The organism is Tessaracoccus coleopterorum (genome assembly GCF_011174705.1).
Classification (GTDB): Bacteria; Actinomycetota; Actinomycetes; order Propionibacteriales; family Propionibacteriaceae; genus Arachnia; species Arachnia coleopterorum.
Map to the genome: position 1 here is coordinate 1117429 of NZ_JAANIJ010000001.1, position 20830 is coordinate 1138258.

Here is a 20830-nt window from a genome sequence, read left to right on the forward strand (position 1 = left end):
TCAGCCGGCGCCGTCCGCCACCCAGCGGGCGGCGCCGAGCATCGGGGCGTCGTCCCCCAGCACCGCCTGCCGCACCGCCAGCCCCGGAAGCACCGCGAGCAGGCGCGGCACGAACAGCCTCTCGATCAACTCCCAGGAGCGTGCGATCGACCCGCCCACCACGATGGCCTGTGGGTCGAAGGCCTCGAGCCACGGGGTGAGCCCCTCGTCAGGTCGGCGTAGGCGGCATCGAAGACCGCCACGGCGTCTGTGTCGCCGAGGACCCCGCAGCCATCTCCCGACATCGGGACTTCGCCCCGTGCGCTCCTCGTAGCGCCGGATGAGCGCGCGGCGGGAGAAGGCCTCCTCGAGCGGTCTGCCGTCGAGCGTGGCGTGGAACAGCCAGCCGCGCGGCGGCACCCGTGGGCCCGACTCGATGATCCGGTCGCCTTCGATGAACGCCGACCCGAGCCCGGTACCCAGCGTCAGGAAGAACACCCGCTCCGCGTCGTGCGCGGGGCCGTAGCGCGCCTCCCCCAACCCGAACGCGGCGGCGTCGTTGATGAATCGGCAGCGCGCGATGCCCGGCACCCGCGCGGCGAGCTCGGACCCGACGTCGACCCCTCCAGGGCACCGAACTTGTCTGCGCCCGCGAAGTCGCCCACGCCGGTGTCGTAGTGGAACGGGCCGGGGATCGCGACGCCCCACGTCACGGGCCGGGGGACGGACATCCGGCCCGCCATCTCCGTCATGCCGGCCAAGATCCCGGCCAGGGACCCGGACGAGTCGAGACGCTCCCGCTGCCGCCCGACGACGGTGCCCGCGACGGGATCGACCATGGCTGCCGCGACGTGCGTGCCCCCCACCTCGAGCACCGGGACCGGGCTCATCTGGCCCGCTCCGTGCCGCGCACCGAGGCGGTGACGATGCCGATCCGGCCGCCCTCCGCCGCCCCGTGGGCCCGCACCGAGTAGGGGCCAACGGCGGCGGGGATGATGAACGTCTCGGCGTAGTGGACGATGAACGGCTCGAATGCCCCGATGGGCGACTCGATGACGGCCTCGGCACCCTCCACCAGGTTCGCCACGTGAAGGGTGCCGCGGGTGTCCATGGCGCGCGTGCCGGTGAGCCAGGTGCGGCGCACCTCGATGAACTCGAGTTCGTGCAGGCCGGTGCGCTCCTCGCTCCAGCCGTCGCCCTCCCCGTCGGCTCGACCCGGCCGACGAGGTTGCGCCCGACCCATTCGGTGTCGCGCTCCCACTGCACGTTGGCCTCGGCATGGTCGAGGCTGATGGGGCGCGGCTTTCCGTCGAGGCCGAGCCGGTCCCAGTCCCACATCTTGAAGGTGAAGATGTAGGGGGTCGCGGAGATCTCCAGCACGAGCGAGTTGGCGCCCGAGCAGTGCACGGTGCCCGCGGGGATCGGGAAATGGTCGTGCCTGCGGGCCGGGAACGTGTTGACGTAGGTCTCCGCCGGGAAACTGAAGCCGCCCCGCTCGGCCCTGCGCAGGTCGCTGAACATGGCCTCCCGGTCGACCCCGGTGTGCGTGCCGAGGTAGACGACGGCGTCGTCCCCGGCGTCGAGCAGGTAGTAGCTCTCATCCTGCGTGTAGTGCATGCCGAAGTGTTCCTGGATGTAGCCGGTGAGCGGGTGCACCTGCAGCGACAGGTTGCCTCCGCCCATGGTGTCGAGCAGGTCGAAGCGGATCGGGAACTCCGGGCCGAAACGGGCGAAGGTGCGGGCTCCGAGCAGTTCCCGGGGTGGGTCATCACGAGGTTGAGTGCGGGGATCTCGACGGTCACGCCGCCCGCGTCGAGGAGCAGCGAGTTCTCCTCGGGCACGCAGTCGAAGCACCAGGCGTAGTTCGGGGCCTCGTCGTCGAGGCCGCACACCTCGCGCATCCACTGCCCTCCCCAGGTGCCGGGGTCGAAGTAGGGAACGACCCGGAAGGGGCGGTGGGCCGCGGCCTCGAGGCCCACCCGCAGCGCGTCACCGGTGATGAGCCGGGGCACGTCGGCACCCTCGACGGTGTCGAGGAGGTAATCCACGTCGGCCCACAGCGACCGCTTGTGCGCGTCGGCGGTGCGCCATTCGACGAAGTAGGCGCGCTTGTACTTGCGCAGCACGTCCTCATCGGTGTTGTCGGAGCGCCAGTTCGGCGTGCCCGCACGGAACCGGAGTTGCGCCTCCCAGCGCGGCAGGTCGGCGAGCACCAACGTGTCGGCCTGCGGCACGGCCAGAGCTGCGCCCCAGCCCACCACGATCGCCCCGGTGTCCCGGGCTCCGGCGCCGATCCGGGCGAGGGCCTCGAGGTCGTAGAACTCGCCGAGGTCGATGTGGGCGAGCACGCCGAACACGCGGTCGTCGGTGAGGTGCGGTGCGATCCGCGCGTCGATCTCGTCGATCGGCCGGGCCGCATCCTCGACGTTGACGACGTCGCGGTCGGGGAAGCGGGCGGTGAGCACCCGCACGAGGCCCGCCACGTCGACGCCGGGGTAACAGTCGACCGCCAGGACCGACCCGGGAGGGCGGTCGCCGCCTCGAGTTCGTCCCAGACGGCTCCTACCGTCCAGCCTCCCGGCGCCCGGGAACGGCCACCGTCGGCCGAAGGTCGTAGTTGCCGTGTCCGTACATGCATCCACCTCGTTCACAACGCTGGAACCGCCGGATCGGGTTAACGATAACGACGTTTGAGGAGCTTCGCCACCGGATCGGTCAGATCCACCTCAGGGCGCCGGATGCCCCTGACGCTGCCGGCCCAGCGCAGCGCGGTGGGCAGCGTGAGGGTCAGGGGAGGATGCTCCTCGTCTGGATGGTCGAGTCGCTCGAGGACGCGGTGGGCGGCCGTGCGCCCCACTGCCCGCGGATCGTGGTCGACCAGCAGGACGGGGAGCGGGACGAGGCTCGACATCGGGAAGTCGTCGACGCCGGCCACCGCGACCCGTCGCCCTCCTCCGCGAGCCGGAGCAGGGTCTCGATGATGCCGAGCATCACCTGGTTGTTCGCGGCGAAGACGGCGGTGGGCGGGTCCGCCGCCGAGACCATGGCCTCGAACACGTCATGGGCGGTGTCCGGGTCGGCGCACACGCGCGACACGAGGGCCGGGTCGACGGACAGACCCGCCCCTGGTGGGCGGCGGCGTAGCCCTCGTAGCGGCGCTGCGCGGTGGTGACGGACGGGGCGTTACCCAGGAACGCAATCCTGCGGTGACCAGCCTCGACGATCGTGTCGACGGCGGCGCGCGAGCCCCCTCGTCGTCGATGAGCACGCTGTCGGCCGCGATCCGGTCGCTCGAGCGGGACGCGAAGACGATGGGGGTGTCGCGCATCTCGACCGCCGCCAGATGGCTGGCGTCCCCTCCCCCGGGACCACGATGAGGGCGTCGACCTGGCGCGAGACGAAGTCGGCCACGAGCCGGGCCTCCCGATCCGAGTCGGCATGACTCATCCCGACCAGCAGGCGCATGCCTGCCCGGTCGAGCACCTCCTCCACACCGAGCAGGAACTGCGCGTAGTAGGGGTTGCCGATGTTGGTGATGATGACGCCGGCCAGCCCGGTGCGGTGACCCCGCCGGAGGCTCCGGGCGTTCTCGTTGCGGCGGTAGCCGAGCCTGGCGGCGGCCTTCTCTACCCGCCTGCGGACCTCGGGTCCCGCGCCGGGCGCGCCGTTGAGTACCCGCGACACGGTCATCGCCGAAACACCCGCCTCGGCGGCCACGTCGTGCAGCGTCGGACGCTTCTGCACCCCACCCGCCGCAGCCCTCTTCATACCGATACGGTAACGCTTCGCCGGGGAATATGGCCAAACGCTACGTTAACGATAGCGTCGCGTGCGAGACTCCTCTCATCGAAGTGCTCACGAGGGAGTGACATGACCGGACAACACATCACCACGCGCCGGAGCCTGCTCACCGCGGCCGGGCTCGGGGTTCTCGCCGTCCCGGGTATCGCGCATGCGGCACCCGGCACCCGGGCCTCGGGCCGCTGCAGGTCAGCGCGGCGCCCTACACCGAGCTCAACGCGCTCCTCACCGCCTACGGCAACACCGGAGGTAGGTGGGTGGGCGCCGACAGCACCTACTCCGTGCGGCTGAAGAACGGCAACATCGGCTGGATCTTCTCCGACACCCTCTACGGCGACGTGGTCGACGGCACGCTGTCGCCCACCGACTCGTTCTTCATCAACAACTCGATGATCGTCCAGGACGGTGCCCACCTCACCACCGTGACCGGCGGCACGGCGGATGCCCCGACGGCATCGTCGGGATGGACGGCGACGCGTGGCACTGGTTCGGGCGGGCCAGACGCGACCCAACGGCGACGTCCAGATCGGCGTGCTCCGCTTCGAACGGTTCGGCCCGGCCCCTGGGACTGGGGCTGGAAGCGCAACCGGCTCGTGACGCTCGACAGGGCCACCCTCACGCCGAAGGCGATGACGGAACTGCCCTCGGCGGCCAACGTCGCGTGGGCGTCATGGTTCCTGCAGCGGCCCGGCGTCACCTACGTCTACGGCGTGGAGGACCTGGGCGCGAGCAAGTACATGCACCTCGCCCGGGTGCGCTCGGGCGACCTGTCATCGGTCGACAAGTGGGAGTTCTGGACGGGCTCGGGCTGGTCGGCGGAGGAGACCGACTCGACCCGCATCATCGTCGGGGTGTCCAACGAGTACAGCGTCACGGCATTCGGCGGTGGCTACCTGCTCATCACCCAGGACACCAACGAGCTGTTCTCCGCCCGGATCCTCGCCTACCGCGGCGACTCGCTGACCGGCCCGTTCACCGATCCGGTCGAGGTGTACCGGATGCCCGAGGTCGGCCTGTTCGGCAGCTACGGCAACCCCAACATCTTCGGCTACAACCCTCACGAGCATCCCGAGCTCCGGCGCGGCAACGAGCTGGTGATCAGCTACAACATCAACTCCTTCGACAGCTCCGAGCTCTACAAGGACGTCACCATCTACCGGCCGCGCTTCATCCGCGCGACCTTCTCCAACCGCTGAGAAAGGACATCACCCATGCGTAGGCGCCACTTCATGGCAGGCACGCTCGCCTCGGCAGCCGTGCTTACCCTCTCCGCCTGTTCCGGAGGCAACACGCCGACCGGAACGACGTCACCCACGTCCGGCTCCACGGGCACGCCCACGAAGCCGGCCGAACCGACCACGATCAACTTCTACACAGACAAGGCCGCGTGGGAGCCCAGCTTCGACGACATGAACAAGGCCTCGGCGTCGCAGAACCTGACGCTGAAGTTCACCGGCTACTCGGATTCGACGGCCTACGACACGTTCATCAAGCAGGCGTTCCGCACCAAGAAGATCCCCGACCTGTTCACGTGGCACACGGGAAGCCAGACCGCGGAACTCGTCAAGGAGAACCTGGTGGCCGAGACCACCGACCTGTGGAACGCGGCCGAGTCGGCCGACCAGGTACCCCGGGCCTCAAGGACAACTACACGATCGACGGGAAGCAGTACGGTGTCCCGCTGAACATCGCCTACTGGGTCATGTACTACTCGAAGCCGGTCTTCAAGGAGTTCGATCTGAGCGTCCCGACCAGCTTCGCTGACCTGACCGACATCGCCGACAAGCTCGTCGCCGCGGGCAAGGTGCCCTTCCACCAGATGAACATCATCTTCGAGTTCGTCTGGTTCCAGGCTCTGCTGATGGGCTACGCGCCCGACGTGTACGACAAGCTGTCGAAGGGCGAGGCGAAGTACACCGACGAGGCGGTCGTCACCGTTGCCAACAAGTGGAGCGAGATGATCGGGAAGAAGTACTACATCGATCCCGGCTCGACGACCGACCCGCAGACGCTCCTCAAGACCGGCGAGGTCGCCATGATCTACATGGGCACCTTCTTCACCGGGCAGCTCAACAGCCTCAACCTGGTCTCCGGAACCGACTACGGCGTCTTCCTGTTCCCCAACATGAACCCGGACGTCGCCCGCCCGCAGATGGCCCTCGAGACCGGGCCCCTGCTCGTCGGGAAGGGCTCGGAGCACGAGACCGCGGCGCTCGACTACTCGAGCTGGTGGATGGGCACCGACGCACAGGAGGCGTGGGCCAAGTCCAGGGCGACATCTCGTTCAACCCCGCGGTGCCGAGCGATGACCCCGAGATGGCGCCGATCATCAAGGACATCTCCGACAAGGCGTTGGACTTCGAGGTGCACACGCGCTACCTGGAGGCGACGCCCAACCCGATCTACACGGTCGCCTCCGAGGTGTTCGGCAAGCTCGTCACCGACGGCGGCGACCCGATGCCCGGGCTGCAGAAGATCCAGGCGGCGGCCGACACGTACTGGGCTTCGAACTGACGGCCGGTCCCCCGGGCCCCGCGGCCCGGGGGACCACCACCGCCCCGCAGGCAACGACGGACGAGGAGGTCCACGCCCATGAGTCGATCGGCGCACGCACGGCTCAACCGACGCACCCAGGTCGCCGCACACGGCTTCGCGGCACCGGCGATCATCCTCACGATCGTCGTGTTGTACGTCCCGTTCCTGTGGACCGGATACCTGAGTTTCACCGAGTTCAACGGATTCGGCGACCCCACCTGGGTGGGGCTCGCGAACTACGTCGAGATGCTCACCAACCCCGACAACCTGCAGTCGGTGATCAACACGCTGATGTGGGTGGTGGGCACGCTTCTGCTGCCGGTCGGCCTCGGCCTGCTCATCGCGCTGCTGTGCCACGACCTGAAGGGTGGCATCTGGTTCCGGCTGCCGTTCCTGATCCCGTTCGCCATCTCCGGCATCGCGGTGGGTGTCGTGTGGAGCTTCCTGCTGGAGAGCGGGGTGCCCTCAGCCAACTGCTCACCTTCCTGCACCTGCCGGGCGCCGGGTCGCGCTGGCTGCTCGACTGGCCCCTCAACACCATCATGATGATCGTCGCCGCGGCCTGGCAGGGCGCGGGCGTCAACGCGCTCCTGTTCGGCGTCGGCCTGCAGTCGATCCCGCGGGAACCGGTCGAGGCCGCCCGCTTGGACGGCGCGAGCGGATGGCGGATGTTCCGCTACATCACCTGGCCCCTGCTGCGCCCGCTGACCGCGGTCGTCGTCGGGCTGGCGATCGTCGGGTCGCTGAAGACGTTCGACATCGTCTGGGGGATGACGAAGGGCGGGCCCGGGCGTGACTCCGAGACGCTCGCGCTCAACATGTTCAAGCAGACCTTCAGCGCAGGCAACTACGGCCTCGGCGGCGCGCTGGCGATCTTCCTGACGGTGATCACCATGCTGGCGAGCATCATCTACCTGCGTCAGCAGCTGTCCCGGGACAAGGAGCCGTGATGCAGATCCTGCGTAGGACGATCCTCGTCGTGCTCGGCGTCATCTGGCTGATTCCCGTCTATCTGATGATCGCCAACGCCATGAAGGACATCGACCAGTACGGGACGGTCAACGTCTGGCTCCCGGGGGCTTCACGGGGCTCGTGGAGAACTTCGCGGACGCTTGGACGCGGGGCCGCATCTCCGACGGCATCGCCTCCACCCTGCTGTACGCCGTCGTGTCTCCCGCGATCGCCGTGATCCTGGGCGCCATGGCCGGGTTCGCGATCATCGCGCTGAGGCTGCGCAACGGCTTCGCCTGGTTCGTGCTGATCTTCTGCAGCACCGTGTTCCCGATCCAGATGGTGCTGATGCCGCTGTTCATCGGCTACGTCGAACTCAATCTGTTCGACACGCACCTCGGCATGGTGATCATCTACATGGTGATCTCGGTGCCGTTCTCGGCGTTCGTGATGCGCAACTTCTTCTCCAACTTCGCCTACTCCCTGTACGAGGCCGCCGTCATCGACGGGGCGTCGCCGTGGCGGATCTTCTGGCGGATCTACATGCCCAACGCGAGCAGCGCCCTGGTGGCCATCTTCATCCTGCAGGCCACCCTGATCTGGAACGATCTGCTGCTCGGCCTGACGCTCAGCCAGTCGGAGACCGTCCGCCCGGTGGTGCCCGCGCTGGCCGCGCTGCAGACCACCTACGGCGGTTCGACCATGCCGGTCGTGCTCTCCGGTGGCCTCATCGTGTCGATCCCCACCGTCGTGCTGTTCCTCTGCACCCAGCGCTACTTCGCCAAGGGCCTCGCCCTCGGCCAGTACTGACCCACACCGGAAGGGCCACCCATGCGATCGCCCCGCGTCGACGACTTCACCAGCGCCACCCTCACCGACCGCTACGACGACATGGTCAGCCCACCCGGGCTGACGAACCACTGGGCGGTGGCCCAGGTCGACCACGACGTGGTGGCGGTGCGCTCGCTGAACGTGCCGCCCATCTCGCAGGGCGACTCGGTGAGCGCCCGGCTCTACCTCGATGGCGCGCTGGCGCAGGCCTCGGGTGGGAGCGTGGAGTCGGTGTGGCGGCCCGACCGGGTGACCCGCACCACGCTGGTCAACGGCTGGCGGGTCGACACCGTCACCGTCTGCCCGCCCGGGCAGCCCGGCGTCCTCGTGCGGATCGACCTGACCAACACCGGCGAGGCCCGCGCACTGCGGTTCGGGCTCTGGATCGACTCGACCGTCACCCGGAGCGACTCGCCGTGGTTGCGGGCCGAGCCGCCGCAGGCGGCCAACCGGCTCGAGGTCGACGGCGGTCGACGCTGGGGGTGCCCGACGGCGGGGCGCCGTCAGCCTGCAGGGCTGGTCGGCGACCCGGAGGGTCTGGTCGGCGGCGACGCGCGCGTCATCGAGGTGCGCCGGGAGCTGGCCGCCGGGCAGACGGTGAGCCTCTGGTACGCGCACGTGATCGCGGCCGGGCGCGCCGACGCCGAGGCCGCCTGGGCCGCCGTGGCCGCCGACCCCGAGGGCTGCGTCACCGCCTCGGAGGCCATGTGGAACCACGAGCTGGAGGCGATGTTCACGCCCGGCAACGACGTCTTCTCGGGGCACCTGCCGGCGTTGGAGACCGATCACGACGCCGTCCGGGAGCTGTACTGGTGGGGTGCGATGGGCACGCTGTGGTTCCGCCGCACCAATCCCGCCTCGGTGCTCGGCACCGTCTACGACACGCTGATGCCCGCTACTGGCAGACGACGACGTTCATCTGGGACTACTCGCTGAGTTCCTGGGTGCACGCGCAGCTCGACCCGGCCGTGATGCGTCGGCAGATCCTGCACTGGGTGGGGCTGGACATCAACTCGCACTTCGGCACCGAGTGGCTGACCGGCGGGCCGGTGGGCTACTGGTACTCGGTCAACCAGTACGCGCTGGTGCGGCTGGTCGCCGACTACGTGCGCTTCACCGGAGACGTCGCGTTCCTCGAGGTCGAGGTGGAGGGCCGCGACGGCTCGAGGCGGAGGATGATGCGGCACGTGCGCGACTGGGCGCTGGCCTGGCGCGACAAGCGCACCCCGTCGGGGCTGGCCGACTACGGCGGCATCGACAACCTGCTGGAGTGCGTCAGCACCTACATCCACGAGGTGGCGAGCCTGCAGGCGGCCAACGTGTGGTCGATGCGGACGGCTGCCGGGCTCAGCCGGCTGCTCGGCGAGACGGACGAGGCCGCCGCGCTGGAGGCGGAGGCGGAGGCGCTGCTGCCGAAGGTTCTGGAGTTGTACCGGGAGGGCGACGGCTTCTTCGACGCCCGCTATCCCGACGGCACGCGGCACGCGACGCGGCACTGCTACGACTTCGCCACCGTCGGCACCACGATCGCCGACGACCTCCCGGAGGCGCAACGCTCCGAGATGGTGCGGTTCTTCGAGACCGAGCTGCGCAGCCCGTCGTGGATGCGGGCGCTCAGCCCGAGGGACGCCGACGCCGGGTTCTCGGTGCGGCCCGACCATCAGTGGAACGGCGCCTACCCGGCGTGGCCGGCCGACGCGGGTCGCTCGGCGATCGCGCTCGGAGGCAGGGCCGGGGTGATGGAGTGGCTCGAGGGCCTGCGGCGAACCACGCGGCAGGGCCCGCCCGGGCAGGCGCACTTCGTCGAGGAGGCGGCCCCGACGGTCGACGGCGGCGCCAGGAAGGCGCCGGGCCAGTTCCCGTACCTGATCGACTGGGCCTGCTCGTCGGCGGGCGCGTGGTGCGAGTTCATCGTCGAGGGGTGTTGGGGTCGAGGTCGGCCTCGACGGTGCCGTCACGGCGACCTGGCCGTCCGACGTCGGCGGAGGCCTCACGATGACGACGGCCGCGGGCAGCAGCAGGCTGGGCGGCTGAGTGCCACGGGGCCGGGGTTGGCCCGGTGGCTGAGATTGCGCACCGTGTCGGGAGTGGTTGGCTTCGTCACGGCCCGGCGCTTCGCGCTGGGGCCGGCTCAACCCAAGTCGTCACGGCCCGGCGCTCCGCGCGGGGCCGGCTCAACCGACTGCTGTGCCCAGGTCCTTGCCGTGATCGGGCAACACGTCGGGGACGGCCAACAGCAGTCGGGCCTCCTCCTGTGGCGGGGTCTCCACACCAAGTCGAGAGAGATCGTCGGGGACGGCCAGTAGCAGTCGGTTGAGCCGGGCCGGCGACGAGGAACGAGACGCCGCCCGTGTCGAAACCACCCCCATCGACAGGCAGGGACCGAACCACAAGTCTCTCCTGGGTTGTGGTGGCAGAGATCGCACACCAAGTCGGGAGAGATCGTCGGGGTCAGCCAGTAGGAGTCGGTTGAGCCGGGCCGGCGAGGAGGAACGAGACGCCGCCCGTGTCGAAACCACCCCATCGACAGGCAGGGACCCAACCACAGGCAGGTCAGCTCTACTCAGGTCGCTGCACCAAATCGAGAGAGAACGTCGGGGACGGCCAACAGCGGCCGGGTGTCCTGCTGTCGTCGGGTTCCTGCACCGAGGCAGGAGTAATCGTCAGGGCGCGGTGGGCGTCGGGCCGGGCGGGTCGCCGTCCACACCGCCCGGGCGACCAGCGCCACGGCGATCGCGATGCCGACCCCGCGCCACAGCCAGCCCCCGTCAGGAAGATCAGCGCCATCGCGGCCAGCACCGGCACCAGGTAGCGCAGGCTGTAGACCAGGTAGCCCCCGAACGACGGTGTCGCCACCCGGCGGAGTCGGCCACCGACTTCACCATGAAGTTCGGCCCGTTGCCGATGTAGGTGAGCGCCCCGCCGAAGACGGCGCCGAGCGACACCGACACCAGCAGCACCTCGGGCACCCCGGCGACCCGCGGGTCGCCGGGAAGGGCGGACGCCATCTCGAAGAACGTCGCGTACGTCGGGGCGTTGTCCAGCACCCCGGAGATGCCGCCGGTGAACAGGAACATCGTGATCCGGTTGAGCGGCAGCCGGTCGGCCACCTGCCCGAGGAAGTTCAGCGCGGGGATCATCGTCAGGAAGATCCCGATGAACAGGGCGGCCACCTCCAGGATCGGCTTCCAGGAGAACTGGTTGAGCTCGAACCGGGCCACCTTGTCACCGAACGCATAGGACGCGGCCGCCGCGGCAAGCATGATCGCCTCGCGCCACGGCACCCACTGCCACCAGGCGGCGTGGCCGGCCTCGATGGCGTGCAGGTCGATCGACGGGGCGAACGCGACGGCGCAGATGATGGCGACGAAGAACAGCAGGTTGACGGCGCCACGCAGGCCGAGCGGCACCCTGTCGGTGTCGTCGGCGCGGATCGCCTCGGGATCCTCGGCCGCGTAGGCGCGTCGATCGAGCGCGTAGTAGGTGACCAGCAGCAGCGCGTTGACGAACAGCCACTCCCAGAACAGGTTGAACGTCCACTGGAACGGGACGCCTCGCAGCATGCCGAGGAATAGCGGCGGGTCGCCGAGCGGGGTGAGGACGCCACCGCAGTTGGCCACGACGAAGATGGTGAACACGACGGTGTGGGCCTTGTTCCTGCGCTCGCTGTTGGTGTTGAGGAGCGGGCGGATCAGCAGCATTGCGGCGCCGGTGGTGCCGATGAACGAGGCGATGGCGCCGCCGATGGCCAGGAAGACTGTGTTGTTGCGAGGGTGGCCCGGATGTCACCGGAGAGGAAGATGCCGCCGGAGACGACGAACAGCGCGAGCAGCAGCACGATGAACTGGAAATACTCCAGCAGCGCGTGGACGACCTCACCGCCCGCCCCGCGAAGGTGAACCACGCCGCGATCGGGACCCCGAGCACCAGCGCGGTGGCCAGCTTGACCGAGTTCCTCTCCCAGGCGTCCTCGGTGGCCCTCACCAGCGGCAGCACGGCGATGCACCCGAGGAGGACGACGAACGGGATCATGCTCCACCACTGGACCTGCATGCGGCTCCTTCTGTTCTGCGCACAGGTCAACTTACTCCTCCGGTCTCCCGTCTCAGCGCGACGGCGATCCCCCACACGGCTTGGGAGCGGGGCTACCCTCGGCATCGTGGACGAACTCGAAACCGCCTTCAGGGACGCCATGGCGCGGGTAGCGGCGCCGGTCACCGTCATCACCACCGACGACGGAAACCGACCCTCCGGCACCACCGTGTCGGCGTTCGCGTCGCTCTCGGTCACCCCACCGATGGTGATGTTCGCCCTCGACAACCGTGGCGGCATGATCGACCGGCTCCGCGAGGCGGGGCGCGTCGGAGTGAACATCCTGGCCGGCGATCAGGCCGACGTGGCAATCAAGTTCGCAGGCAAGCACCTGGCGGAGCGGTTCGCCGGGATCGACTGGCACCGCGACCACGGGCTCCCCGGATCGACGGGATCGTGGCCTGGGTACGCTGCGAAGACCTGACCTTCCTGCCCGGCGGAGACCACACCATCGTGACCGGCACCGTGGCGGCCGCCGAGATCTCCGGTGACTCGTCGCTCGGCTACCACCTGCGCGAGTTCAGGGACAACCAGCCCTCGTTCCTGGCCCACTGAGCGACCCGGGTCGGGGCTCACCCCGATCGCGCGTGCGACCGGGGTCGCGATCCGCTCCGGACGGGGTTTGCCACCGGCCGGTTGGCCCACGCCGTGGAACAATGACTGACATGACCGACGATCCCTATGGCGCACTGGACGACGCGACGAACCCCACGCCTCCGGCACGACAGGCCGAGCCGGCCCCGTCGACGACCCGGAGCCCGGCTCTACCGCGCTGGCCCCGCCCCGGCCCTGCGCGGGCCGTGCCTCCGGCCCAGGCAGAGCCGCTCGGTTACGTCTATGAGGACGCCAACACCGACTACGCCTACGGCCCGCCGCCGCAGGGCCAGTATCAGCAGAACCCCTACGCTCAGCAGAACCCTTACGCTCAGCAGACATACGCTCAGCAGGGCCCGTACGGCCAGCCGCAGCAGCCGTTCGTGCAGGGTGCCTACGGCGTCCCGTTTGCCAGCCAGCCAACCGCCCAGTACGCGCCCGTCCCGTTCTACGGCAAGCAGCTGCTCGACGACCCGACGGCCGACGATGCGCCACGCCGGGGCGTCAACCCCGTCGAGGCGTACAAGCTCTTCTGGAAGCGAGGCCTCACGTTCACCGGTCGGGCCAGCCTCAGCGAGTACTGGTGGGTCGCGGCCATCCACGCCGCCGGATTCCTCGGCACGGGCTTCCTCACCGGGGCTTCGAATCGGCCCCGGGCTGGTTCATGGCGCCGTTCATCATCTACATGCTCGCGGCGATCGTGCCCGGGATCGCGCTGGGCATCCGCCGCCTGCACGACTCCGACAACTCGGGCTGGCTGCAGATGATCAACTTCGTCCCCTACCTGGGCTCGTTTGTGATGATGTTCCTGATGGCGCAGCGCCCCAAGGAGGGCGGCAAGCGCTACGACAAGATCAACCAGGGCCCGCGCTTCTGAGTCAGAGCTCCGCCAGGCTGACGCCCGGGTCGCTCACCCGCTGCGGGTCGAGGGGCCTGCCTGCGCGGAGCAGGGCGTCGATCGTGTCGCCCTCCCACGCGTTGACGTTGATCGCGGCGCGCGGCACGCCGTCGGGGCGCAGCCAGAAGCCGATGTAGCCGTCGTCGGTGTCGCGCTGCACCATCGTCGTGTCGGCCTCGATGACGCCACGGAACTCCATGCCGATGTCGTACTGGTCGGTGTAGAAGAACGGCGGCCCTCCGTAGTGGGCCTCGTCCCGACGAGGGTGCGGGCGGCGACCTCCGGTTGCGTCAACGCCATCGCCCAGTGTTCGACGCGGATCCGGTGCCCGACCCAGGCGTTCTCGGCGTTGGCGATGTCACCGACGGCGACGATCTCGGGGCGGCTGCTGCGGAGCGAGTCGTCGACGAGCACGCCGTTGTCGATGGCCAGGCCCGCCTCACGGGCGAGCTCGACGCGCGGTTCGGCGCCGACCCCGATGAGCAGCCTCGAGGCGTCGATGCGACGCCCGTCGTGCAGCGTCACCGCCTCGACGGTGCCGCGCTCGCCCGCGCCGTCGATGCTGGCGATGGTGGAGTTGAGGGCGAACTCGACGCCGTGGTCGCGGTGCGCCTGCAGGAACCGGTCGGAGATCAGGTCGCCCAGTTGCCGGAGGATCCGGTCCTCGCGGACGACGACGGTGACGGGCACGTCCTTGGTGCGGGCGACGGCGGCGATCTCCATGCCGATCCAGCCGCCGCCATAGATCACGAGGGCTCGCCCGTGTCGAGGAAGGCCTTGAGGAGGTCGGCGTCGTCGAGGTTGCGCAGGGTCTGCACGCCGGGGCGTGACACCCCGGGCAGGTCGACCGAACGGGGGCGCGACCCGGTGGCGAGCACGAGGCCGTCGTAGCGCACGCTCCTGCCGTCGGAGGTGTGCACGATCCGTTCATCGGCGTCGAGGTTGATGGCGAAGGTGCCGAGCCGGGCCTCCACCTGATGGTCGGCGAACCAACTGCCGGCCAGCGGGGTGAAGTCGGCGATCTGCTTCTCACCCAGGAGGTAGTCCTTCGACAGCGGCGGCCGCTCGTAGGGAAGCATCGGCTCGCCGCCGATCAGGACGATCCTCGCGTCGCCGTCCAGCTCCCGCAGTTCCTCGACGGATCTCGCTCCGCCCAGCCCGCCGCCGATCACAACGTAGGTTGCCATCTTCGCCCTCCTGCTCGTGCCCCGAGCCTAGGCCGGGGCCGGGCCCGGGGTGGCCGAACCGTCGGATCGGGTTCAGCGGCGCCCGAGGATCCGGCGCGCGCTGGCCTCCGGGGTGAGGTCGAGGCGGCGCAGCAGCTGCGCGTTGAGCGCCACCAGCACGGTCGAGGCCGACATCAGGATGGCGCCGACGCTCATCGGCAGCACGAACCCGACCGGTGCGAGCACGCCCGCGGCCAGCGGCACGGAGACGAGGTTGTAGCCCGCCGCCCACCAGAGGTTCTGCCTCATCTTCCGGTAGGCCGCGTTGCTCAGCTCGATCACCGACAGCACCGAGCGGGGTCGTCGGAGGCGAGGATCACGCCTGCCGACGCGATCGCCACGTCGGTGCCTGCGCCGATGGCGATGCCGACGTCGGCGGTGGCCAACGCGGGGCGTCGTTGACGCCGTCGCCGACCATCGCTACCTTGCGTCCCTCGGCCTGCAGCTCGGCCACCTTGGACGCCTTGTCCTCGGGGCGGACGCCTGCGAACACGCGGTCGATCCCCAGCTCGCGGGCGACCGAGGCGGCCACGTCGTGGGCGTCTCCGGTGATCATCACGACCTGGATGCCCGACGCCTGCAGGGCGGCCACGGCCTCTGCGGACTCGGGCGGATGTCGTCGGCCAGCTTGAGCGCCCCGACTGCGGCGCCGTCGACGAGCACGTGGAGGATGGTCGCCCCGTCGCCCCGCCAGCCGTCGGCCTCTGACAGCCCTGCGACGCCGGCCCCGGTGAACAGATTGGGGCCGCCGACGGCGACCTCGCGGTTCCCGACGGTGGCGCGCACGCCCACCGCCGGCGACGAGGCGAAGTCGGCCGAGGCGGGCACGGTGAGGCCGCGTTCGGAGGCGGCGCGGACGATGGCGCGGGCGAGCGGGTGCTCGCTGTCTCCCTCGGCGGCCGCGGCGAGCGCGAGGACTGCGTCGCCGTCGAGCCCGGCCGCGGTGGCGACGCCGGTGACGGTGGGCTCGCCGCGGGTGAGGGTGCCTGTCTTGTCGAAGAGCACCGAGTCGACGGTGCGCATCTGCTCGAGCGCGAGGCGGTCCTTGATGAGCACCCCGCCGCGGGCGGCGCGTTCCGTGGCGATCGAGACGACCAGCGGGATGGCCAACCCGAGGGCGTGCGGGCAGGCGATCACGAGGACGGTGATGGTGCGCACCACCGCCTGGTCGGGATCGCCGAGCAGCGTCCAGGCGATGGCGGTGACGATGCCCGCGCCGAGCGCGTACCAGAAGAGGAGGGCCGCGGCCTTGTCGGCGAGCAGTTGAGCCCGCGAAGACGAGTTCTGGGCGTCACTGACGAGGCGGCGGATGCCCGCCAGTGCGGTGTCGTCGCCGGTGGCTGTGACCTCGACGCGCAGCCCGGAGTCGGTGGCGACGGTGCCCGCGACGACCGCGTCACCGGTTCCTCGCCGGACGGGCCTGGACTCGCCGGTGATCATCGACTCGTCCAGGTGGGCCGATCCGTCGACGATGCGCCCGTCGGCGGGCACGGAGGCGCCGGGGCGGACGATGACGACGTCGCCCACCCGCAGGTCGCTCGGGCAACCTTGGTGACGGTGTCGCCGTGGACGCGCTCGGCCTCGTCGGGGAGGAGGGCGGCGAGGGAGTCGAGGGCCGAGGTGGTCTGCGCGAGGGAGCGCATCTCGATCCAGTGGCCGAGCAGCATGATGACGATCAGGAGGGCCAGCTCCCACCAGAAGTCGAGTTGCTCGTGGAGCAGCGCGAGGGTCGCTCCCCAGGAGGCGACGAAGGCCACGGTGATGGCCAGGCCGATGAGCAGCATCATGCCCGGGCGGCGGCCGCGGATCTCGGAGACGGCGCCCGTCAGGAACGGCGAGCCGCCCAGGCATACATGACGGTGCCGAGGATCGGCGAGACCCAGGGCACCCAGGCGGCGTCGGGGAGGTGGTAGCCGAGGAGGTGGGCGAACATGGGCTGAAGGCGACGACGGGGACGGCGAGGAGGAGCATGACCCAGAAGAGCCGCCTGAACCTGTCGACGTGCCCGGTGTGGCCGCCGTGACCCGAGTGGTCCATCGCAGCCATGTCGTGCCCGGCGTGCTCTGCCGAGGCGTGGTCCATGCCTGCCATGTCGTGCCCGGCGTGATCCGCCGACGCGTGATCCATACCAGTCATCTCGTGCCCGGCGTGCTCCGCCGACGCGTGGTCCATGCCGATGGCGTGGTCGGCGTGCCCCATCGGAGCGTGACCGGAACTCCGGTGGTCAGCGTGACGCATGGCCGTGTGATCAGTCGCCGTCACCTCGTGATCGGGGTGCGCCTTGTGCTCCACGGTGTCATGACCAGCGTGAGCCATGGCCGCGTGGTCGATGTCGTGTTCGACGTGGCTCGTTCCGGCCATCTGCTGGGCGTGGCCGGCGGCCAGTTCGTCGCTCGTTCCGTGCTCCGCGTTCCTGTCCATGGGCGAAACTATATACCCCCGGGGGTATAGGCAAGGGTCTCGGGAGACTGCTCGCTATCACGCGTGTCGCCCAGGACCCCCATCCCCGCACACCTTTAAGAAAGCGACCGGAACAAGTGCCCCTGGTCGAGATCCTGCCCATCGACCGGAGTGATTGGTTTCGACAGTCATGCTTTGGGTGTTCTGAATCGGCCTGACTTTCGTTCCGTTCTTCAAGCAAGGATGGAACATGATGAATAGGAAGTACTCGCCGGAGATGCGTGAGCGTGCGTTGCGGATGCTCACGGAGGCGCGGCCGGAGCACCCGAACATGATGAGCGCGGTACGGCATGTGGCCGGGCTGCTCGGGATGAGCCCGGAGACGCTGCGACTGTGGCAGCGCCGGGCCGAGGTCGACGCCGGGTGAAGCCCGGGCTCACGACGGATGCTGCCGCGGAGATCAAGCGGCTGCAGAAAGAGAACGCCGAGCTCCGCAAGGCCAACGAAATCCTGAAGGCTGCGGCTTGATATGTAGGTGATCTGGACCCCGATGAAGCAGGCCGTCGATGCGGCGGTGACGATGGTGGTGTCTTCGAGTGGCTGGGGCCAGTGATGGATGGGTTCGTGCCACAGCTGGTCTTCGTGGAGGGGCAGCCACCCAGGTTGGGTGAGCAGTGGGTGGACGAGTATCTGAGGTTCACCGCGGCGCGTCTGCGACCCAATTCGGTGTTGGCGCAGGCCTTCGACTTGAAGGTCTTCTTCACGGTGGTGGGCAAGCCACCGGTTGGGGTGGGCACGGCGGATGTGTTGGCTTTCATCGAGCAGCAGCGTGAACCTCGCCATGGCGGCAACGTGGTCCGGTTGGTCGACGGCGAGCAGGGCCTGGCGGCGTCCACGATCAAACGCCGCCTGGCCACGGTCACCTCGCTGTTCGACTACCTGCTGGCCCGCGGTGTGTGTGAGCGGCAGCCGGTTCCTCGGTCGATGACGCCCCGGTCGCGGTCGTTGCGGGCTCGCCGCTGGTCCGTGCTCCAAAACGGCTGCCGCAGGTGCTGTCGCCGGGCGAGGCGGTCGCGTTGATGGGCGCGTTGCGCACCGAGCGGGACCGGGCGATGGTCACGCTGATGCTGCACGCCGGACTGCGACGCTGTGAGGTGCTGGGCCTGCGTCTGGCCGACATCCAGCTGGGCGATGGACGGGTCTTCGTCCACCAGGGCAAGGGCGGCCACGAACGTATCGTCCCGGTCGTCGACGCGTTCTTCACCCACCTGGCCGCCTACCTGACCACCGAGCGTCCCCGGAGTGTGACACCGGGTTGGTGTTCGTGGTGTTGAAGGGACCCCGCCGCGGCATGCCGTTGAGCGCAGCAGGGCTGGACGAAGTCCTTGCTGGGGCCCGAGGTCGCGCGGGGTTGCGACACGCGACCTGCCACGAACTGCGTCACACATGCTTCACCCGGCTGAGGGAGGCGGGCATGGCCTTGGAGGCGATTCAGGCCCAGGCCGGCCACGCCAACCTGGAGACCACCCGCATCTACCTCCACTTGTCCAACGACTGGCTCGCTGACCAGTACCGCGACGCCATGCAGGTGTTGAGCGACGTCTACCCACCCATCGAGGAAGGGCCCCGTCCATGACCGCTGTTGCCCCTACCAGCACCAGTCCGGCTCTTGAGGAGGTGACGGCCTCCTACATTGCGGCTGCTTCCAGCTCAGCGTCGGCGAAGGGCCGTCGCTTGGCGGCACAGCGCTTCGGTCGGCTGTTCGGTGATCTCGACGGCTGGAACCACGCCAGCGTCGAGCAACGCCGCCAGGTCCGCACCGAGGTGATGTCGTTCGCTGCTCACGCCGCCATCGCCAGCAGCCTGCCGGTCACCCCGGACTTCGTCTCCCAGTCATGCTGCCACTGGGGCATCTACATCGCTGACGCCTATCCCGAGCAGCGCGACAGATTCACCACCCAAGCCCTCGAGCTGGGCTTCACCACGGCACAAAGCCGACGCATGTGGTCCCATCTGGCGCGCATCTGCGTGATCGCCGGCACCAGCCCTGATGCCCTGACCACACAGACCTACCAGCAGGCGCGCACCAGCTACTTCGATGCCGTGATGGCCTCCCGAGCGAGCGCGCCGCCCCGATGGTTGTCGACGCCACTGTTCGGGCTGGATGCGGTGATGTTCCACCGCGGGCAAGCACCGCAACCGGCTGTCCGCCGGCCATGGGCGACGCGCAGCGCCGCCGAGGTCGACTGGGAACAGATCACCACCCATGTTCCGGTGATGGCTGCCACGATGCGCCGCTACCTGCAGCAATGCCACGCCTCACTACGGCCCTCATCAGTGACACTGTTCGAGACCACCCTGCGGCAATTCGCCGGATACCTCATCGCCCACCACCCCGAGGTCAATCGCATCGCCGACCTGCAGCGCTGCCACATCGAGGACTACCGCTCCTGGCTTGATCAACGACCCGGCTACCGCGGCCAGACCGGGTTGTCAAAGACCACGTTGGGCATGCGGATGGGTCACCTGCATACCTTCTTCACCCGTATCACCGAATGGAGCTATCCCGACCTGCCCACCGGCGCTCTGGTCTTCCGCGAAGACCGTCCACGCTTGGACAAGCCACTGCCCAAGTTCCTCGACGATGCCCGTGCTGCCGCGTTCATGACCGCCGCCGCACAGCTACCCGACGAACTCGACCGGTTGATGATCCAGATCCTGGCCCGCACCGGCATGCGACGCGGCGAACTACTCGGACTACGCATCAACGCCGTCGTCCAGATCGGCACCGGCTACTGGCTTCGCACCCCGGTCGGGAAACTCCACACCGACCGCTACATCCCCTCGACCCGGCCCTCAAAACCCTCATCGACGCCTGGATCGCCCACCGCCCGTCCTGGCAGGCCAGCGACCTGCTCCTGCTCGAACGCGGACGACCCATTCCACCAACCCGCGTCGACAAAGCCGTCCAGAAAGCCGCCACTGCCGCGGGCATCGGCCACGTCCACCCCCACCAACTGCGCCACACCCTTGCCACCCAAGCCATCAACCGCGGCATGAGCCTCGAAGCGATCGCCGCGCTACTGGGCCACGCCGACTTGTCGATGACGATGGTCTACGCCCGCATCGGTGACCGCACCGTCGCCGACCAGTACTTCCAAGTCACCAGCAAGATCGAAGCCCTCTACCAAGATGCTGAGCCCGCCATCCCCGTCCTGCCCGCCGAGGCCGCCGGGCCAGCCATGACCGCCCTGCATGCGGAGGTCAACAAACGACTCTTGGGCAACGGCTACTGCCGCCGGCCCGTCGAGCTCGATTGCCGCTACGAAACGATCTGCGAAACCTGCCCCATGTTCTTCACCACCCAGCAGCACCGGCCCACCCTCATCGCCCAACGAGACGACGCCTGCGCCAAAGGCCAAACCCGCCGCGCCGAGATCTACACCAACCTCCTCGAAGGCCTCGATCAAGCCACCGCTTGACAGCGATCACCCACATAAGAGCGTGTTTTTCGCGAAGGAGC

29 protein-coding genes and 3 pseudogenes are annotated in these 20830 nt (G+C 69.0%); 20 read left to right on the forward strand and 12 right to left on the reverse strand.

From position 1 onward, the window contains the following. From G7085_RS34395 to G7085_RS07085, 4 genes are all read right to left on the reverse strand, one after another. Entirely contained in the window at positions 1–477 is a 477-nt protein-coding gene (locus tag G7085_RS34395; protein WP_408647069.1) for an ROK family protein, read from the reverse strand. Then, positions 465–2462 carry a hypothetical protein gene (locus G7085_RS07070; RefSeq protein WP_231979306.1) on the reverse strand — a complete coding sequence of 666 codons (1998 nt, stop codon included), beginning with the start codon at positions 2460–2462 and terminating at the stop codon, positions 465–467. Before G7085_RS07070 ends, G7085_RS34395 begins: the two co-directional genes overlap by 13 nt. A 304-nt stretch (positions 2463–2766) precedes the next feature. After that, on the reverse strand, positions 2767–3066 hold the full coding sequence (locus G7085_RS07080; RefSeq protein WP_197510414.1) for a hypothetical protein: 300 nt from the start codon (positions 3064–3066) through the stop codon (positions 2767–2769). Positions 3067–3162: 96 nt separating this feature from the next. Further along, complete coding sequence (locus G7085_RS07085) at positions 3163–3723, reverse strand: LacI family DNA-binding transcriptional regulator (protein ID WP_197510415.1); 561 nt, start codon at positions 3721–3723, stop codon at positions 3163–3165. 126 nt (positions 3724–3849) lie between these two features. Here G7085_RS07085 and G7085_RS07090 point away from each other — a divergent pair, with 126 nt between their 5' ends. From G7085_RS07090 to G7085_RS07135, 10 genes are read left to right on the forward strand one after another with little or no spacing between them, the layout of a single operon-like run. Then, a complete protein-coding gene (locus tag G7085_RS07090; RefSeq protein ID WP_197510416.1) occupies positions 3850–4071 on the forward strand; it encodes a hypothetical protein in 222 nt (73 codons plus the stop codon). Next, positions 4038–4976, forward strand: coding sequence for a DUF4185 domain-containing protein (locus tag G7085_RS32250; protein ID WP_197510417.1), 939 nt, complete (start codon positions 4038–4040; stop codon positions 4974–4976). The genes G7085_RS07090 and G7085_RS32250 overlap by 34 nt, the downstream gene beginning before the upstream one ends. 15 nt (positions 4977–4991) lie before the next feature. Beyond that, positions 4992–5465: a hypothetical protein gene (locus G7085_RS07100; protein WP_197510418.1), complete on the forward strand. Its 474-nt coding sequence runs from the start codon at positions 4992–4994 to the stop codon at positions 5463–5465. After that, positions 5378–6376 (forward strand): ABC transporter substrate-binding protein, encoded by a 999-nt coding sequence (locus tag G7085_RS07105; RefSeq protein WP_197510419.1) that lies wholly within the window; start codon positions 5378–5380, stop codon positions 6374–6376. Before G7085_RS07100 ends, G7085_RS07105 begins: the two co-directional genes overlap by 88 nt. Beyond that, positions 6373–6861 (forward strand): carbohydrate ABC transporter permease, encoded by a 489-nt coding sequence (locus G7085_RS07110; protein WP_197510420.1) that lies wholly within the window; start codon positions 6373–6375, stop codon positions 6859–6861. The genes G7085_RS07105 and G7085_RS07110 overlap by 4 nt, the downstream gene beginning before the upstream one ends. Further along, on the forward strand, positions 6858–7265 hold the full coding sequence (locus G7085_RS07115) for a carbohydrate ABC transporter permease (RefSeq protein WP_197510421.1): 408 nt from the start codon (positions 6858–6860) through the stop codon (positions 7263–7265). The genes G7085_RS07110 and G7085_RS07115 overlap by 4 nt, the downstream gene beginning before the upstream one ends. Next, positions 7265–7504 carry a hypothetical protein gene (locus G7085_RS07120; protein ID WP_197510422.1) on the forward strand — a complete coding sequence of 80 codons (240 nt, stop codon included), beginning with the start codon at positions 7265–7267 and terminating at the stop codon, positions 7502–7504. Before G7085_RS07115 ends, G7085_RS07120 begins: the two co-directional genes overlap by 1 nt. Continuing rightward, entirely contained in the window at positions 7483–8076 is a 594-nt protein-coding gene (locus G7085_RS07125) for a carbohydrate ABC transporter permease (RefSeq protein ID WP_197510423.1), read from the forward strand. The genes G7085_RS07120 and G7085_RS07125 overlap by 22 nt, the downstream gene beginning before the upstream one ends. Before the next feature lie 21 nt (positions 8077–8097). Beyond that, positions 8098–9033, forward strand: a complete 936-nt coding sequence (locus tag G7085_RS07130; protein WP_197510424.1) for a hypothetical protein — start codon at positions 8098–8100, stop codon at positions 9031–9033. After that, the gene (locus tag G7085_RS07135; RefSeq protein WP_197510425.1) at positions 8931–10403 is read left to right on the forward strand and encodes a glucosidase family protein; all 1473 of its coding nucleotides are present in this window, start codon (positions 8931–8933) and stop codon (positions 10401–10403) included. The genes G7085_RS07130 and G7085_RS07135 overlap by 103 nt, the downstream gene beginning before the upstream one ends. 471 nt (positions 10404–10874) lie before the next feature. Here G7085_RS07135 and G7085_RS07140 read toward each other — a convergent pair. Continuing rightward, positions 10875–12103: pseudogene (locus G7085_RS07140) on the reverse strand (sodium:proton antiporter). On the opposite strand from G7085_RS07140, the gene G7085_RS32255 reads away from it, so the two are divergent. The 4 genes from G7085_RS32255 to G7085_RS07160 all read left to right on the forward strand — a co-directional run bounded on the left by G7085_RS32255 (position 11993) and on the right by G7085_RS07160 (position 13660). Continuing rightward, a complete protein-coding gene (locus G7085_RS32255) occupies positions 11993–12613 on the forward strand; it encodes a flavin reductase family protein (RefSeq protein ID WP_331715533.1) in 621 nt (206 codons plus the stop codon). The pseudogene G7085_RS07140 and the gene G7085_RS32255 sit on opposite strands and share 111 nt — an antisense overlap. After that, positions 12586–12744: a PNPOx family protein gene (locus G7085_RS07150; RefSeq protein ID WP_197510427.1), complete on the forward strand. Its 159-nt coding sequence runs from the start codon at positions 12586–12588 to the stop codon at positions 12742–12744. Before G7085_RS32255 ends, G7085_RS07150 begins: the two co-directional genes overlap by 28 nt. A 101-nt stretch (positions 12745–12845) precedes the next feature. After that, positions 12846–13550 (forward strand): DUF805 domain-containing protein, encoded by a 705-nt coding sequence (locus G7085_RS07155; protein WP_197510428.1) that lies wholly within the window; start codon positions 12846–12848, stop codon positions 13548–13550. Then, the gene (locus tag G7085_RS07160) at positions 13469–13660 is read left to right on the forward strand and encodes a DUF805 domain-containing protein (RefSeq protein ID WP_197510429.1); all 192 of its coding nucleotides are present in this window, start codon (positions 13469–13471) and stop codon (positions 13658–13660) included. Before G7085_RS07155 ends, G7085_RS07160 begins: the two co-directional genes overlap by 82 nt. A 1-nt stretch (position 13661) precedes the next feature. Here the strand turns inward: G7085_RS07160 and G7085_RS34400 are convergent, their stop codons facing one another. The 7 genes and pseudogenes from G7085_RS34400 to G7085_RS32275 all read right to left on the reverse strand — a co-directional run bounded on the left by G7085_RS34400 (position 13662) and on the right by G7085_RS32275 (position 16694). Continuing rightward, positions 13662–13880, reverse strand: coding sequence for a hypothetical protein (locus G7085_RS34400; protein WP_408647070.1), 219 nt, complete (start codon positions 13878–13880; stop codon positions 13662–13664). A gap of 155 nt (positions 13881–14035) precedes the next feature. Further along, positions 14036–14404: pseudogene (locus G7085_RS34405) on the reverse strand (FAD-dependent oxidoreductase); the annotation flags it as partial. 23 nt (positions 14405–14427) lie between these two features. Next, positions 14428–14868 (reverse strand): FAD-dependent oxidoreductase, encoded by a 441-nt coding sequence (locus tag G7085_RS29810; protein WP_197510431.1) that lies wholly within the window; start codon positions 14866–14868, stop codon positions 14428–14430. A gap of 72 nt (positions 14869–14940) precedes the next feature. After that, positions 14941–15198 (reverse strand): hypothetical protein, encoded by a 258-nt coding sequence (locus G7085_RS32260; protein ID WP_331715534.1) that lies wholly within the window; start codon positions 15196–15198, stop codon positions 14941–14943. Positions 15199–15223: 25 nt separating this feature from the next. Next, positions 15224–15601, reverse strand: a complete 378-nt coding sequence (locus G7085_RS32265; RefSeq protein ID WP_408647186.1) for an HAD-IC family P-type ATPase — start codon at positions 15599–15601, stop codon at positions 15224–15226. Next, positions 15592–16434 (reverse strand): annotated as a pseudogene (locus tag G7085_RS32270) (HAD-IC family P-type ATPase); the annotation flags it as partial. The pseudogene G7085_RS32270 and the gene G7085_RS32265, both read right to left, overlap by 10 nt. After that, positions 16344–16694 (reverse strand): hypothetical protein, encoded by a 351-nt coding sequence (locus tag G7085_RS32275; protein WP_331715535.1) that lies wholly within the window; start codon positions 16692–16694, stop codon positions 16344–16346. The pseudogene G7085_RS32270 and the gene G7085_RS32275, both read right to left, overlap by 91 nt. A gap of 223 nt (positions 16695–16917) precedes the next feature. Between G7085_RS32275 and G7085_RS07180 the strand changes: the two genes are divergently transcribed. The 6 genes from G7085_RS07180 to G7085_RS07205 all read left to right on the forward strand — a co-directional run bounded on the left by G7085_RS07180 (position 16918) and on the right by G7085_RS07205 (position 20789). Continuing rightward, positions 16918–17358, forward strand: a complete 441-nt coding sequence (locus G7085_RS07180) for a hypothetical protein (RefSeq protein ID WP_197513052.1) — start codon at positions 16918–16920, stop codon at positions 17356–17358. Between the two features lie 199 nt (positions 17359–17557). Next, the gene (locus G7085_RS07185) at positions 17558–17734 is read left to right on the forward strand and encodes a transposase (RefSeq protein WP_197510432.1); all 177 of its coding nucleotides are present in this window, start codon (positions 17558–17560) and stop codon (positions 17732–17734) included. 197 nt (positions 17735–17931) lie between these two features. Beyond that, positions 17932–18387, forward strand: a complete 456-nt coding sequence (locus G7085_RS07190; RefSeq protein WP_197510433.1) for a site-specific integrase — start codon at positions 17932–17934, stop codon at positions 18385–18387. Continuing rightward, positions 18387–18641 carry a tyrosine-type recombinase/integrase gene (locus G7085_RS29815; RefSeq protein WP_269452072.1) on the forward strand — a complete coding sequence of 85 codons (255 nt, stop codon included), beginning with the start codon at positions 18387–18389 and terminating at the stop codon, positions 18639–18641. Before G7085_RS07190 ends, G7085_RS29815 begins: the two co-directional genes overlap by 1 nt. Positions 18642–18658: 17 nt before the next feature. Beyond that, on the forward strand, positions 18659–18943 hold the full coding sequence (locus G7085_RS29820) for a tyrosine-type recombinase/integrase (RefSeq protein WP_269452073.1): 285 nt from the start codon (positions 18659–18661) through the stop codon (positions 18941–18943). A 919-nt stretch (positions 18944–19862) separates the two neighbouring features. Beyond that, complete coding sequence (locus tag G7085_RS07205; RefSeq protein ID WP_197510436.1) at positions 19863–20789, forward strand: tyrosine-type recombinase/integrase; 927 nt, start codon at positions 19863–19865, stop codon at positions 20787–20789. Positions 20790–20830: the final 41 nt, after the last annotated feature.

Bases quoted from the DNA above. Each gene is read 5' to 3' on its own strand.
- G7085_RS34400 (WP_408647070.1), bottom strand. From the start codon at position 13,880: ATGGAGTTCCGTGGCGTCATCGAGGCCGACACGACGATGGTGCAGCGC.
- G7085_RS32275 (WP_331715535.1), bottom strand. From the start codon at position 16,694: ATGATGCTGCTCATCGGCCTGGCCATCACCGTGGCCTTCGTCGCCTCC.
- G7085_RS07110 (WP_197510420.1), top strand. From the start codon at position 6,373: ATGAGTCGATCGGCGCACGCACGGCTCAACCGACGCACCCAGGTCGCC.
- G7085_RS07115 (WP_197510421.1), top strand. From the start codon at position 6,858: ATGATGATCGTCGCCGCGGCCTGGCAGGGCGCGGGCGTCAACGCGCTC.
- G7085_RS07130 (WP_197510424.1), top strand. From the start codon at position 8,098: ATGCGATCGCCCCGCGTCGACGACTTCACCAGCGCCACCCTCACCGAC.
- G7085_RS07120 (WP_197510422.1), top strand. From the start codon at position 7,265: ATGCAGATCCTGCGTAGGACGATCCTCGTCGTGCTCGGCGTCATCTGG.
- G7085_RS07090 (WP_197510416.1), top strand. From the start codon at position 3,850: ATGACCGGACAACACATCACCACGCGCCGGAGCCTGCTCACCGCGGCC.
- G7085_RS07185 (WP_197510432.1), top strand. From the start codon at position 17,558: ATGATGAATAGGAAGTACTCGCCGGAGATGCGTGAGCGTGCGTTGCGG.
- G7085_RS29810 (WP_197510431.1), bottom strand. From the start codon at position 14,868: ATGGCAACCTACGTTGTGATCGGCGGCGGGCTGGGCGGAGCGAGATCC.
- G7085_RS29820 (WP_269452073.1), top strand. From the start codon at position 18,659: ATGCCGTTGAGCGCAGCAGGGCTGGACGAAGTCCTTGCTGGGGCCCGA.
- G7085_RS07155 (WP_197510428.1), top strand. From the start codon at position 12,846: ATGACTGACATGACCGACGATCCCTATGGCGCACTGGACGACGCGACG.
- G7085_RS07205 (WP_197510436.1), top strand. From the start codon at position 19,863: ATGGAGCTATCCCGACCTGCCCACCGGCGCTCTGGTCTTCCGCGAAGA.
- G7085_RS29815 (WP_269452072.1), top strand. From the start codon at position 18,387: ATGGGCGCGTTGCGCACCGAGCGGGACCGGGCGATGGTCACGCTGATG.
- G7085_RS07100 (WP_197510418.1), top strand. From the start codon at position 4,992: ATGCGTAGGCGCCACTTCATGGCAGGCACGCTCGCCTCGGCAGCCGTG.
- G7085_RS07160 (WP_197510429.1), top strand. From the start codon at position 13,469: ATGCTCGCGGCGATCGTGCCCGGGATCGCGCTGGGCATCCGCCGCCTG.